The 14,245-nt window shown below is 41.9% G+C and carries 14 protein-coding genes; 4 read left to right on the plus strand and 10 right to left on the minus strand.

Features of this window, described 5'->3' with window-relative positions; translation table 11 throughout:
• Positions 1-19 precede the first annotated feature (19 nt).
• From GJU41_RS24675 to GJU41_RS14215, 8 genes are all read right to left on the minus strand, one after another.
• Positions 20-163 carry a glycine zipper domain-containing protein gene (locus GJU41_RS24675; RefSeq protein ID WP_170292802.1) on the minus strand — a complete coding sequence of 48 codons (144 nt, stop codon included), beginning with the start codon at positions 161-163 and terminating at the stop codon, positions 20-22.
• Positions 164-483: 320 nt separating this feature from the next.
• Positions 484-909: a DUF1801 domain-containing protein gene (locus tag GJU41_RS14185; protein ID WP_070879538.1), complete on the minus strand. Its 426-nt coding sequence runs from the start codon at positions 907-909 to the stop codon at positions 484-486.
• A 13-nt stretch (positions 910-922) separates the two neighbouring features.
• Entirely contained in the window at positions 923-1,345 is a 423-nt protein-coding gene (locus GJU41_RS14190) for a GNAT family N-acetyltransferase (protein ID WP_070879537.1), read from the minus strand.
• Positions 1,346-1,791: 446 nt separating this feature from the next.
• Positions 1,792-2,217, minus strand: a complete 426-nt coding sequence (locus GJU41_RS14195) for an ASCH domain-containing protein (protein ID WP_070879536.1) — start codon at positions 2,215-2,217, stop codon at positions 1,792-1,794.
• Positions 2,218-2,543: 326 nt separating this feature from the next.
• On the minus strand, positions 2,544-3,206 hold the full coding sequence (locus GJU41_RS14200; protein WP_070879535.1) for an O-methyltransferase: 663 nt from the start codon (positions 3,204-3,206) through the stop codon (positions 2,544-2,546).
• Positions 3,207-3,238: 32 nt separating this feature from the next.
• A complete protein-coding gene (locus GJU41_RS14205; RefSeq protein WP_070879534.1) occupies positions 3,239-4,327 on the minus strand; it encodes an ABC transporter permease in 1,089 nt (362 codons plus the stop codon).
• Entirely contained in the window at positions 4,324-5,253 is a 930-nt protein-coding gene (locus GJU41_RS14210) for an ABC transporter ATP-binding protein (protein ID WP_070879533.1), read from the minus strand. The genes GJU41_RS14205 and GJU41_RS14210 overlap by 4 nt, the downstream gene beginning before the upstream one ends.
• A gap of 148 nt (positions 5,254-5,401) precedes the next feature.
• Entirely contained in the window at positions 5,402-6,976 is a 1,575-nt protein-coding gene (locus GJU41_RS14215) for a vanadium-dependent haloperoxidase (protein WP_070879532.1), read from the minus strand.
• Positions 6,977-7,264: 288 nt separating this feature from the next.
• On the opposite strand from GJU41_RS14215, the gene GJU41_RS14220 reads away from it, so the two are divergent.
• Both GJU41_RS14220 and GJU41_RS14225 read left to right on the plus strand, forming a co-directional pair.
• Positions 7,265-7,933 (plus strand): YesL family protein, encoded by a 669-nt coding sequence (locus GJU41_RS14220; protein ID WP_070879531.1) that lies wholly within the window; start codon positions 7,265-7,267, stop codon positions 7,931-7,933.
• A gap of 416 nt (positions 7,934-8,349) precedes the next feature.
• A complete protein-coding gene (locus tag GJU41_RS14225) occupies positions 8,350-9,261 on the plus strand; it encodes an endonuclease/exonuclease/phosphatase family protein (RefSeq protein WP_083328390.1) in 912 nt (303 codons plus the stop codon).
• A 155-nt stretch (positions 9,262-9,416) separates the two neighbouring features.
• Here the strand turns inward: GJU41_RS14225 and GJU41_RS14230 are convergent, their stop codons facing one another.
• Entirely contained in the window at positions 9,417-10,127 is a 711-nt protein-coding gene (locus GJU41_RS14230) for a GntR family transcriptional regulator (RefSeq protein WP_154319000.1), read from the minus strand.
• 174 nt (positions 10,128-10,301) lie between these two features.
• Here GJU41_RS14230 and GJU41_RS14235 point away from each other — a divergent pair, with 174 nt between their 5' ends.
• Positions 10,302-12,191: a beta-glucoside-specific PTS transporter subunit IIABC gene (locus GJU41_RS14235; RefSeq protein ID WP_070879529.1), complete on the plus strand. Its 1,890-nt coding sequence runs from the start codon at positions 10,302-10,304 to the stop codon at positions 12,189-12,191.
• 12 nt (positions 12,192-12,203) lie between these two features.
• Positions 12,204-13,643 (plus strand): 6-phospho-beta-glucosidase BglA, encoded by a 1,440-nt coding sequence (bglA, locus tag GJU41_RS14240; RefSeq protein WP_070879528.1) that lies wholly within the window; start codon positions 12,204-12,206, stop codon positions 13,641-13,643.
• A 189-nt stretch (positions 13,644-13,832) separates the two neighbouring features.
• Here the strand turns inward: bglA and GJU41_RS14245 are convergent, their stop codons facing one another.
• Complete coding sequence (locus tag GJU41_RS14245) at positions 13,833-14,159, minus strand: hypothetical protein (protein WP_070879526.1); 327 nt, start codon at positions 14,157-14,159, stop codon at positions 13,833-13,835.
• Positions 14,160-14,245: the final 86 nt, after the last annotated feature.

A 14,245-nucleotide genomic window follows, 5' to 3' on the forward strand; every position in this document is an offset into this window, starting at 1 on the left:
AAAACATTAAGCTTGCGATTTACTTTTTTGAAGACCCGAATGCGATTCCAAAAACAATCCCGATAGCAATTCCCATTCCAATATTATCAAGCGCGATTCCAATACCTGCTCCAAGTGCAATGCTAAGGGCCAAACCCGTTTGATTCTTTTTTTCAGCACTCATTTTCATCCGCTCCTTATATGACTATCTACGAATGTTCAAAGCGGAAAGTTTCAAAATTCAGGGAATATATCTATATCATTCCATAAATATGGAGAGATGTCCTTTATGAAACATATTGCTTCAGCCATCTATTTTTCATTCGGCTTTTTGTTTTAATTTCTTCAGGGGTTTGTAGGATTTTATGCACCTCCATTTATGAACTTCATTATCTTTCTTTTCCTCTGTGCCGGATTTTCCTGCTTTTTGTATGCTATCAGACCTGCCAAGCAGAACGGTGAATAAAAGAAGGCGGACCTTTTAATAAGGCCCGCCTCTTCTGATTACTGATCCGGATATGTTTCCTTTAAAAAAGTGACAGACTGCTGAATCAGTTTCCTCAGCACCTCAATATCAATATCAGCCACCTTGTTTATGTAGACGCAAGCCTTCCCGGTCGTATGCTTTCCAAACTCTTTTAAGAGCTCATCCCGCTTCGTTTCACCTGGTGCAAAGTAAAGGCTGATTTTAGCTTTGCGGGGTGAAAAGCCGACAAGCGGTGCATCCCCTTCATGACCCGACGCATATTTGTAATGATACGAACCAAAGCCAATGATGCTTGGTCCCCACATTTTAGCCTCATAGCCAGTCGTTTCTGTAAAGATGTCCAGCAGCTCGTAAGCATCCTCACGCTTCTTAGCAGAATCAACCGCCTCAATAAACTCAAGTACACTATTGTCGGTTTCTTTTGTTTTCAATTCATACGCCACAAACTTCGCTCCTTTACAGGTCCTTTTTCAAATAGTGGTGCTTAAAGTCTCTTCCAACTCCATCAAGCGTGCCGTACACTTCGTACCCGTGCTTTTTGTAAAAATCCACTGCCTGAAAGCTGAGGGTATCAACTTTTACAAAGTCGCATTTTTTAAGTTTAGCTAGATTTTCCGCTTCTGCCAGAAGCTTTGATCCGTGACCTGAATGACGCAGGTCCTCATCGATCATCAGAGTATGAATCTCAAGCCAGTTCCAGCAGATTTCTCCTAAGATCCCTCCGCGGACCATGTCATTTTCATCTTTGAGATACAAGTTAACTTCTTCATACCTGCCGTTTAAATCCTCCGGAAAGTGCAGGGAATTGTACTCATAGAGTTTTTGATTGACGATATTTTTGCTGTACAGACTATCTTCTTTTAAAATGTAGTATGTCATGTGCTGTCTCCCTGTCTATTTAATATTTACTTAATAATTCTTTTTACAGATACCAAGTTCCTGTTTCTTTTTATTTTGATGAACGGGCAGATTGTACCATTTTACATTTACTAGAACAAATCCGTCTAACTTTTCTTTTATTCTAGCAATATCCTTTTACGTAAATTATACGGCCGCAGTGATGATTCTTACAAGGGAAAACCAGTTTATCTTACAACGTTTCTTGACCGTTTTCTGGTTAGCCGAAGTACCATGCTTACTGATATTAAGCAGATCAAACAGGAATTGACCAGCTACAACCAAATTCTTCTATTCAAAAAGGAAAAGGGTACTATTTATCAGGATCTGAGCTTGCCTAACACTTTGCGGTTGTTGGGATCCACGTTTGCAGCGGATTTATATTTTTCCATTTAAGCCATTCGAGAAAGACTCAATCAGAATGTAACCTATACCTTATGCTCCCATAATCCAAGCCTTCCTTTTGCAGGGATATATTCATCCAGCTGCTGCATGTCCTCAACTTCCCACACATAGCCTCCCACTCTGTAGTCTCCCAGGAAAAAATCATTGCCTGTGACAATCCGTCCATCTTCCAAAATTGCCGATTCCTGATTATTTTCTATAACCCTAAGGCACTTTTCAAGTCTGCAAACTGCAATAATTTTGCCCGATGGAAGTTTATTTTCGGTATACCCATGCTTGCCCAGCAAAGCTTGGATGCCTGCATGTCTGCAGGCTGTCTTATCCATTTTTTTACTCGTGTGAATGGCCAGCGTCCCGCGATAGGCTGTGCGCCATGACCTTGTTTCATATTTGACCTCTCCGAGCACAAAAAGACTTGCCCATGGCTGAATCATTGATAACACTTTCACTCTGCCCGCCTCCATAATACGTTTTCGTTGTCTATATCTTGTCCATGAGAGAGAGTATTATGAGGACCGGACAAATTCCTATTTGAGATCGGAATTCATCTCTCAATCGATTCAGTTTTTATATAAATGAATCTTATAAGAACATACTTCCTGATATACCTACAATCTATGTAATGCTCTACTTCATGTATAGTCTGGTGAATGAGGGTATTTTCATCATTTTGAAGCTACCTGCACCAGGCTTAAATTTAAGTAACATCCCAAACAATAATTTGTTATTCTTTCACAAAAAAAGAAGCTGCCATTGTTCAGCAGCTTTACCCTTTTTATTTGACAATCCCAAGCACAAATCCGTCGTACCCTTTGCTTCCCACCGTCTGAATAGCCGTCGCCTCGATTCCAGGCTCCTCTGAAAGCAAATCCATCAGCGTTCGGACACCGTTCACATTCTCGTCCCCGCTGTTTTCATCGATAACCTTTCCGCCGCGGACCACATTGTCTCCCAAGATAACGGTTCCTGGTTTAGAAAGCTTTATTGCCCATTCAAAATAGCCTGGATAATTGACTTTATCCGCATCAATAAAGATAAAATCAAACGGTTCCTGATCCTGGAGTGCAGGAAGCGTATAAAGCGCGGCTCCAACAATAATTTCAATTTTATGATCAAGACCGGCTTTTTTCATATTTTCCATGGCAACCTTCGCATGCTTCTCTTCATATTCAAGCGTGATAAGCTGTCCGTCTTCAGGCAGCGCACGCGCCAGCCAAATACTGCTGTAGCCGCCGAGCGTTCCTATTTCAAGAATCCTTTTCGCACCCTTCATCTTCGCAAGCAAATAAAGCTGCTTGCCCTGGTTAGGCGCCACATCAATCTCAGGCAGCCCCGCCTCTTCGTTTGCCTTAAGGATGTAAGACATATCCGGGTCAGCGGAATGAAGTTTAGAAATAAAATAATCGTCTGCTTTCTTCCAGGTTGCTGGTGTCGTCATATGATCGGCTCCTTTATCTTTTGTTCTGGTTCTTATTCCCACTTAAACGTCAAGCTCGCCACGATAAATGCTCCCATAACCCAGCATCCCAAAATCAACGTTTCAGTTCCAAGTGCCAAGAAGGATGCTCCGACGTTCATAACTTCCCTTAATGCATGGCTTAAATGGGAAATTGGAAGCACATAGACAATCGGCTGCAGAAAATCGGGCATATTTTTTATCGGGAAAAAGACACCTCCTAAGAAAAGCATTGGGAACGAAAGGAATCCTGCGATTGGTGCTGCGCTCTCCGGTGTTTTTGCAATTCCGGCAATGATAAATCCGATTGCCATAAAGGCAAGCGTACCTAAAATAACAAAAGTGATCAGTGTCAGCCAGGATCCGCGCACATCCACTCCGAAAATCAGCTGCGCTATTATAAGTACAAGCAGTGCCTGCAAACCATTCAGCATAAGACGCGCCGTGATCTGAGCTGCAATGAAGGTTGATGCTTTGAGAGTTGTTCCCTGCATTCTTCTTAAAATCCCCCGTTCTCTCCACGCCGCGATCTGCCCGGCCACCCCGTTCATGTTGTTGCTCATAATCATCATCGCCACAATTCCCGGTACAAGGAAATCAATATACTGCAGATTCAGCGTCTCAATTCCTTTCGCCTCGGTGACGACCACAGGCTTGTAATCTGCTTTTTCTTTGCTGATCTGATCAACCGCTCCATTTACAAGCTGCAGTCCAAGCTGCGAGACAGCTGTATTTGTTTCGTCATAATAGACTGGGAGTTTGAAAGGAGACTCTTGATTAAGCTCTTCACCATAACCTTTTGGAATCACAATCAAGATTTGCAGATTTCCATTTTTCACCTCGCTGAAGGCTTTGTCCTCCTCCGACTCCATTTCAAGCTCCATCGCTTTATTTTTCTTTAATGAGGTTACAAATACCTTAGATTCACCGGATTTATCCTGATCGACAACTCCAACCGTCACCGACATGCTGTTCCCGCCTCCCAGAAATGATCCGAGCATGACCATTAGAAAAATTGGAAACAATAGCGTCCAGAATAAGACCTGGCGATTGCGGAGAAAAATACGCAGCTGGGTTAACGTTAACTGCCAATATGCCCTCATGACTCCCTCAGCCTCCTTCCCGTCATATGAATAAAGACGTCCTCAAGCGTTGCCGTTCGAATTTGTAAGTCTGCCAATTTCAAACCCCGGTCTGCAGCCGTTTGAATGAGGCTCGTTAAAGTAGCCTGAAGATTATCCGTATAGAGAATGGTTGCATCCTTCTGCCCCCCAACCTGCTTGACATCTTCAATTTCATAGAAATCCATCTCCGCTGCTTCTCCCTCAAAACGGAATTCCACCGCATTTTCAGAGTGAAGGCTGCGGACAAGCTCGGCCGGTGTATCGAGTGCAATCAGATTCCCCTGATCCATAATGGCGATCCGGTCGCAAAGCACATGAGCTTCATCCATGTAATGCGTTGTCAAAACAACCGTAACTCCCTTTTCCTTCAGATTAAAAATAATATCCCACAGCGTTCTTCTAGCCTGCGGATCAAGTCCCGTCGTCGGCTCATCCAGAAAAATAATCAAAGGGTCATGGACAAGAGCGAGCGCAATCGCAAGTCTCTGCTTCTGCCCGCCTGACAAGCTTTTAATCCGGCTCTTTGTCTTATCCGTCAAAAGCATATCCTCAATCAGCGGATGAATCGGAATCTGTTTTTTATAAAAACTTGCATACAAATGAAGAATTTCTTCTACCGTCAAAAGCTCAAACAGCGTCGTCGACTGCAGCTGGACCCCAATCACTTCCTTCACCTTCTTCAATTCCCTCACCACATCAAACCCGCCAATATCAGCCGAACCTCCATCCGGCTTCCGCAGTCCGACCAGCATCTCCAAAGTCGTCGTCTTCCCTGCACCATTCGGGCCAAGCACTCCAAATACTTCGCCTTTATACACGTCAAAAGCAATTCCATTGACCGCAGTAAAATCACCGTACTTTTTCACCAAGCCATTCACGGTAATAATCCGTTCATGATCACTCATTTTTTCACACTCCAAAATGAGACAGTCTTGCTGCTGCCTCAGATTTGTTTATATAGGTATGTATTCTTTGCGGGAGGGCTTTATCCCTTTCTTTCAATCTACAAGCTATGTGCTTAATTAAAGAAAGAGCCAAAACAAAATTCGGCTCTTAAATGGTTATTTTCGTCCCATCAAATCTTGTAAAGGTAAAGCCTTTAAACGTTTCATTATAGGTTTTTCTATAGCTTTGTAGAATGCCAATGGCCACTGATTCACCTAATTTCAGACCTTCAACTCCGTCAGATCGAAAGTGTACGCCCGCTGTATCGCGTCCATGTGCGATATTAGAGGCAAGTTTATTTAATTCTTCACCTATTGTTAAGGTTGGACCGGCATAAGGGATGAGGGCTGTACCATCAGAATTAGCAGCCACTGGATTTGGAATGGCGAAGGATTCATTAAAGAAAGCTTTGAGGATTGTAACGCAAGCTCCAGCAATACTTGCATGTCCGGCAGGGTATGAAGGATGGGTCGGACAGCCTTCCGGGTAGGCTAGTGGCAGCAAGTACGTACCAAAGTTGCTTTTTATATGTTTTATAGCATTTGAATCCAGCAATTCTTGATCAATAGGGCAGCACGATGCACCAATTAGATGATTATGAACAAAGCCTCCAAACTCCTCTGGCCGAACTCTGCGATGGACTAACCATTTATGAAACCATGCTGCTTCTAACGCATTTCTAGTTGCTTTTGTAATGAAGTCCAGCATATGCACGGACCCAAAGGTAATAAAACCACCCTGCGTTTTTGAATGAATATATGGATTATCTTGATCAAGAGCACCTTGTCCGTAAGTTATCAATATTAAGCACGCGTTAAGAAAAGCCTGGAATGAATAGTCTTGATGAACCCATTCTCCGAGATCTCTGCCATTCCGGATATACCTTGGGACAGAATCAAGATGATTGGCAGTAGATGGAGGATGACCATTCTGTATAGTTGCCCATTCGTTGTACGATGTCAGGTAGTCGTCACCTGGCACTGGAGTATAGTATTTCTGTGTTACAGTTTTAATCCCTTGCCGAATATCCTTCCAAAGGAATTGAGAAATCAATGGCCCTGTCAGCTCTCCAAGTGTATTCCCCCTGAACAAGGTTCTACTCGTAACCACTCCATTCTCTTTTGGCCCCCTGAAATCAGACAGCTTTGAAAGCTCAGCAGCCGCTTCCAATATCAGTGGATTCTGATTGTAATCTGAATAAGGGATATCTCTGGTGAGTGCTCGCCAGTAAAGCTCCACCATTTCACCCGCTTGCCACGCACTGCTGAATCGGGGAGGAACAGCTATGCTTAACTGATGACTATCAGGACCCACTATATCGAATGAATAAGCAGCCTGAGGATTTGCAAGCTTCACAACATTGCCCATAAGGATCGAATCGAAATCTTCAGGTTCTCCTGATGTTAGTGCCTTCTTCAAAGATCTATATGCTTTTTTGTCTACCTCCCCAAGCAGATTATGGGGCAATGCTTTAGAAAAATTCCCGATTTTATTTGGATAAAGCTCCTCATCTCCGTTACATCGATGAGCACGGTAATGTCTATCAAAATACTTTGCTTGTTTCATACGTAACTTCAGTACTTCATCACGCCGTTTCTTTTGTGAAAAAGGTCCGATTTGACATGAATTCTTTTTGGAATGAGACTTACTGCCACTTGCACTTAACCTTTTCGGTTCTTCCATTACATCATACCTCTCAAAGTAGGTTCCTTATAAATTTTCTAGACAACTCAAAACTCACAAGAATCCTGTTATAACTTCAAATTATGTAAAGGTATTTATAATGTATAGTCTTTTGGATTAGGGTATTTAGATCATTTTGAAAGAATGGTTAACTTTTAACCGAAAAGCCAGGAATTATTGACATGATTGGTTCTAAGCTTGCAATTGGGAACTAACTCTTAGCACAAAAGAAAAAATAAATTATGCTATGATAAGAGAAAAACGTTTTCAAGCAACAGGGGGATATCAATGAAACTCGGAGAATTGCCGCAGCAGCTCTACACCATAACCGAATGGATCACCAGAATCTTTACAGCAAACATCGTCTGGATTTTCTTCAACCTGCCTATCGTCTACTTAACTTTCAATTTATTTGCAATTAAAGAACCAGCTGGCTTAATAGTCAACGGTCTAACCATTGCATTCTTTGCTCCATTTATCCTGTTTCCGGCTACAGCCGCACTCTTCGGCATCGTGCGCAAATGGGTGACCACGGACAGCCAAGTTCCGCTGATCCGTTCATATTGGAGTTTCTACAAAGAAAACTATGTCCGCAGCATGACCGGCGGCCTGCTTATTGTTCCACTCTGGATTATCCTAGTTATCGACTACTTATACTTTGCCAAAGCGAGCTCGCCCCTCTACTATCTATTCCTGGCAGCAGGCATGTTCATGTTTGTCTTTACTCTGCACTTCTTTTCCAACACGGTGCACTTTCATCTGAAGTTGTTCCAATCGCTTAAAAACTCCATGCTGCTCTCGCTGGGAAAGCCGGTACATACAGTTGGTATTGCGGCAGGGGTTGGAATCCTGTTTTACATAAGCACAAGCCTGTTTCCTCTTCTGGTACTGCTTGGATTGGGGAGTTTGGGGGCTTTGGTTGCTTTTTTTGTTTTTCGTAAGGTTGTTGAAAGTTAAGAATGAAAGCCCGCTTTCTTTTGAAGGCAGGCTTTTTGATATGGAATCTAGTAAAAATCCGCTTTCCTTACTTTTGACACTGCTTTGCAGAACTTTGCCCACTTAGGCGGAAAAGTGATTGCGTCCCGTTTTGATTTCACAATAAGTACTATACTCAATACGCACACTGAGCAGGATTGAAAAATTATATTCTGTTAAATTGACGTAACATATTAAAACCTCTGTAAATTTTTCTAGGAAATAAATCTCTCACATCTATAAAACTAATCTCCTAAATTCAACAGTCAGATCCTTGAGATATCAAGAGTATTCATAACTCATATTCTCTTTACAAAGTTTATTCCCTTTAATACATATTTTTTACAATCAGACGTTATGCTTAGTAGGTAAGCATACATACTTAGGAGGGAAAACAGTTGAAAAAAGGATTAAAACCTATTTTTTTCGCCGCAATGGTACTCGCCATGGTAAGCAGTTTGTTTTCAGGAATGCAAAATGTTTCAGCTGCAGAAAAATCCAAGCAATCATCCGAGGTAGACTTAAGGGCAATGACTTACAATTTAAGATATTTAAACAGCAATGATCCTTCCCCGCATACTTGGGCGGAGCGGATTCCTACCATCAAGAAGCTTATCCAAAAGGAACAGCCAGATATCATTGGAACTCAGGAAGCTGTCTATCAGCAAATTCAAGATCTAAAAGACCAGCTGCCAAAATACAATTGGATTGGCCTAGGTCGTGAAGGCGGAAGCAAAGGCGAATACTCAGCTATTTTCTACAACGAAAATAAGTATACGCCACTTGAATATGATCACTTCTGGCTATCGGATACCCCAGAAGTTATTGGATCAAAGTCTTGGGGGAATCAAATTCCACGTATGGTCACATGGGCAAAGTTTCTTGAAAAAAGGAGCAACCAGCAGTTCTATGTAGTAAATACGCATTTTGATCATCAATCACCAGAAGCCAGAGAAAAAAGTGCCTCACTAATCTTAGAAAAAACAAAAGAATTCAATCCGGATTTACCCGTCATCTTAACAGGAGATTTTAACACTAGTCCTACTAGTCTTCCGCATCAAACTCTTACACAAGACGGAGCTTTCAGTGATCTTTGGGATACAGCTCAAACTCGCGTGAACGAAGATCTTGGAACATTCAACGGCTTTAACGATCCTACTGGACAAGGTCCTGAAAGACGCATCGACTGGATCCTTGCAAAAGGCAACATCTTAGCAAAAACAATTGAAATCATTAACTATCAAAAGAATGGGCAATTTCCAAGCGATCATTACCCTGTTGTGACTGATTTAACAATGAAGTATAACTGAAAATAGCTAGACCCCCGCATCATTGCAGGGGTCTTTTTTGCACTTGTATTTATTCGGGATTTTTTCCTTGTTTTCTTTATTAGATGGAGAACCTTCCCTGATTTGATCTACAAATAGAAACGGCGCATCGTATATGCGCCGTTTCTTATTTATGCTTATATAAAATGACTATTCGCCTGAATAAAGAACTGGGAATTTTCGTAGTTGTACGTGATTTTAGAAAAATCGAATGGCTGTCCGTTGGTTAAGTGAAAAATACTCTCGCCGTAGAGTTTAGGTGATCCGTTCGGCAAGCCTAAACACTTCGCTTCATCCTCATTCAGGATTCCTGCATTAAGAAATAAATCGGAGAAGCCGATCTTCAATCCCAGTCCTTCCATAATATAGCTGAATATGGATTCAGAGACGATCTCTCTGTTTAAATACGTAACGATCGATTTGTTAAAATACGATTCTTCCAGGCACAACGTTTGCCCGTTCACAAACCGGACCCTTTTTACATAATAGACATCGTCTTCAAGTTCAATATTTAAATTGTAAGCCACTTCTTCTGTTGGTTTCCTCACATCTAATTCAATCACTTTTGAAGTTAGGGTAAAATTCTCAAGATCTTTTTTGAATCCTTGATTTGAAAGCAGACTGATATATCCCTTTCTCTTATGCCTTCTAACAAAAATCCCACTGCCTCTGACTTGATAAATAACCCCTTTTTTTTCTAACAGATCCAAAGATTTCGTGATTGTACTCTTGCTCACTTCAAATTGAGTCATTAATGCCTCCAGAACAGGCAGTTTATCCCCCTGCTGAAGCTCATGTTCTTCAATATACTTTTCCATTTCTGCTGCGATTTGCTGGTACTTTAACATGCACATTCCTCATTTATTGATCATTTCCAATACCAAAATTATAGCATAACCTTCTAAATCGCACATTCAATATTATTATACCCAACAAAATAAATTGTTTATGTATTGATTAATTGTACCGGTACAATTATACTGTAAGCGTATACTACAATTTTCATTCAGGGGGGAATTAAATTGTCGGGTAAAGTGAGAAACTATCCAAAGCTCGCGAAAGACATCTTAGAAGCGGTCGGCGGAGAAGAAAATATGGTTGGGGTTACGCGCTGTGCAACAAGGCTCCGGTTAGTCCTTAAGCGGTCAAATCCGAAAGCGAAAGAAATTGTAGGATCCATGCCCGGCGTCATTACGGTAGTAGAAAACAGCGGACAATTCCAAGTCGTAATCGGACAGCATGTAGGAGAAGTCTATGAAGAGTTTTCTAGTTTAGTAAACGTTGAAGCATCGGATGATAACAGCGAAAACAAAGGAACGATCTTAAACCGCGTCATTGCCACAATGTCAGCCGTTTTTGCTCCTTTTGTTTACATATTGGCAGCAGCCGGTATTTTGCAGGGTTTGTTAATCATCATCAATTTATTTTTTAATAGCTTTGCAGAAACAGGCACTTATCAGGTTTTAAGTTTTATATCATGGGCACCATTTACGTTTTTGCCTATTTTCATCGCCATTACCGCATCCAAGCATTTTAAGACAAACACCTTTATAGCCGTAGCATGCAGTGCGGCATTGGTTAGTCCAACTTGGGCAGATATGGCGGCAAAAATTGCAGAAGGAGACAGCATTACGTTCCTGGGGCTTGCCTTATCAGAAACGGTGTATACATCCTCCGTCCTGCCTCCGCTATTCTTAGTATGGATCTTGTCTTACCTGGAAAGATTTTTAAATAAATTCATCCATGAAGTGATTCGGCCATTATTTGTTCCATTTTTTTGCATGATCCTCATGGTCCCATTAACCATTCTATTAATTGGCCCTGTTACAACAATGGGAGCAAATGGGATTGCGAATGGATATAACTTCCTGGCGGAAAACGCACCTGCTTTAGCCGGAGCCATTATCGGCGGCTTATGGCAGATCGTCGTTATTTTCGGTGTCCATTGGGGAGTCACACCAATGGTATTGGCGAATTTTGAACAGTATGGCCGCGATTCCTTTCAGGCTTACCAGACCATTGCCGTGATTGCACAGGTCGGAGCTGTCCTTGGAGTCATTTTGAAAGCGAGAAATCAGGAAACACGAAAAGTCGGGATTTCAGCTGGGATCACCGGAATCTTCGGAATCACCGAGCCGGCCATTTACGGAGTGACTTTAAGATTTAAAAAACCGTTCATTTTCGGATGCATTTCCGGGGCAGTCGGAGCTGTTGCCGCGAGCTTCTTCAGTCCTTACTACTTTGTTTACGCCGGGCTGCCGGGACCGCTTACGATTGTCAATGGAATCAATGCCGAATTTCCAACGTCCATTTGGGGGATTCTGATCGGTTCGGCAATTGCCATCATCCTTCCGGTCATTCTCATTCAGCTCTTCGGTTATGGAGAGGATACAGCTAAAGAAGCAAATAGTGAAAAAGCAGATCAAAGCAAAGCTGATTTACAAGCACCTCAAAACAATGAAGAAACAGTGGATGCTCCATTAAGCGGAAAGGTCATCCCCCTTTCAGCGGTGCCAGATGAAGTCTTCAGCTCTGGTGCGATGGGACAAGGCTTAGCCATTCATCCAGCAGACAACAAATTATACAGTCCTTTTGACGGTAAAGTAGTTATGGTGGCCCCTACAAAGCATGCCATTGGCCTTCGTTCAGAATCCGGGATTGAAATGCTCGTACATATCGGGCTGGATACAGTTACTTTAGACGGAAAACCATTTGCAATGAAAGTAAAAGATGGAGACCGATTGAAAAAAGGCGATTTGCTCGTCGAATTTGACAAAGAAAGCATTCTGAATAAGGGGTTAAAGACTGTTACACCAGTCATCATAACGAATTCAGCAGCTTATGAAAAAATTATCATTGAAGATCTTGAAGAAACTTCTTTACATCAAAAATTATTAACAGTCGTGAAATAGGAGGAATGGCTTATGAAGAAAATGCCAAAAGATTTTTTATGGGGCGGCGCTTTAGCTGCACACCAATTTGAAGGCGGATGGAATCAAGGCGGAAAAGGACCAAGTGTAGTCGATGTCATGACAGCAGGTGCCCATGGCGTACCGAGAAAAATCACTGAAACGATCGAAGAGAATGAATTCTACCCAAACCATGAAGCCATTGACTTCTACCATAACTATAAAAGCGATATTGCTCTATTCAGCGAAATGGGATTAAAATGCTTAAGGACTTCAATCGGCTGGAGCAGAATTTTCCCTAAAGGCGATGAAGCGGAACCTAACGAAGATGGCTTAGCATTTTATGATGATGTATTTGATGAACTGCTGAAGCATGGAATCGAACCAGTCATTACCTTATCCCACTTTGAAATGCCGCTGCATTTAGCAAGAGAATATGGCGGATTCAGAAACAGAAAAATGGTCGATTTCTTTGTGAAATTTGCGGAAGTCTGCTTTAAACGTTATAAAAACAAAGTGAAATACTGGATGACCTTTAACGAAATCAACAACAAAATGGATGTTAACAACCCGCTGTTTTTATGGACAAACTCAGGGGTTCAGGTTAAAAAAAATGAAAACGCGAAAGAAATCATGTACATCGCGGGACACCATGAACTGCTTGCCAGTGCATTAGCTGTATCCATTGGAAAAGAAATTAACCCGGAATTCCAAATCGGCGCCATGGTTTCCCATGTACCGATCTACCCTTACTCATCAAACCCGGAAGACGTCATGCTGGCGGAAGAAACAATGAGGCAGCGCTACTTCTTCCCGGATGTACATGTCCGCGGCTACTATCCAAGCTATGCTCTTAAAGAGTTCGAACGAGAAGGATTCAACATCCCAATCGAAGACGGCGACGACGAAATCCTGAGAAACGGAAAGGTGGACTACTTAGGCTTCAGCTACTACATGTCCACTACCGTCAAAACCGGTGTAGTCAATGACAACACGGGAGATATCGTCAACGGCGGATTGCCAAACGGAGTAGAGAACCCCTACATTAAATCCAGCGACTGGGGCTGGGCGATCGATCCAACTGGCTTACGATACACCCTAAACCGTTTCTACGACCGCTACCAAATTCCATTGTTCATCGTGGAAAATGGCTTCGGTGCCATTGACATAGTAGAAGAGGACGGATCCATCCATGACACTCAAAGAATCGAATACTTGAAATCCCATATCGAAGCTTTGGAAAAAGCCGTAACATACGATGGCGTTGATCTAATGGGCTATACACCATGGGGCATTATAGACATTGTGTCATTCACTACCGGGGAAATGAAAAAACGGTATGGGATGATCTATGTGGATCGGGATAATGAAGGAAATGGATCTATGAAGCGTTATAAAAAAGATTCGTTTGATTGGTATAAAAACGTGATTGAGACGAATGGTGCAGAATTATAATATAAAATAACAGGACTAGTATCTTGTCAGCTAAACAATGATGGATCCTTGTAAAAAGAAACATCTTTGCAAAAACGATTTAAATAATTGGTTATCAAAAGCATGGTCATTTTTTCAAAATAAGAATGGTTCTCGATGAACTGATGAATAGACAAAAGAAAAACGATCAGCACTCGCTGATCGTTTTCTTTATCTGCATCTAAAAAGATCATCTAACCTACTTAAGAAATCGCCTAACTCTTCCTCTGACTGAAACTTAAAAGAATAGCCAAAATGAATGGCTGTCTTCCCGCCATTCTTCCTTTTTGGAAAAATGCGCAGCGCCGTGCTATGCACAGGCCCGTCGCTTTTTTCGGTCAGACAAAGCGACTCTGCTGTATCAGGATGAAGGGCGATGTTGATTCCTTTTGTGTTCTGAGTATAGATGACGTCTTTACTAATAATATGTTCGAATTCTATCGCTTTGGTTGTTTCTTTAGTTAGTTTGAAGTTATATTTTGCGAAAATCTCGATCATGTGTCTCTCCTCTACTTTCATGCCTCCGCAGCTGATGTCAAACTATTACCTATTCCCTAATAATCCTGCATATTCCTGCAAAAAGA

The sequence above is a fragment of the Metabacillus idriensis genome, assembly GCF_009674765.1.
Taxonomy (GTDB): Bacteria; Bacillota; Bacilli; order Bacillales; family Bacillaceae; genus Bacillus_P; species Bacillus_P idriensis.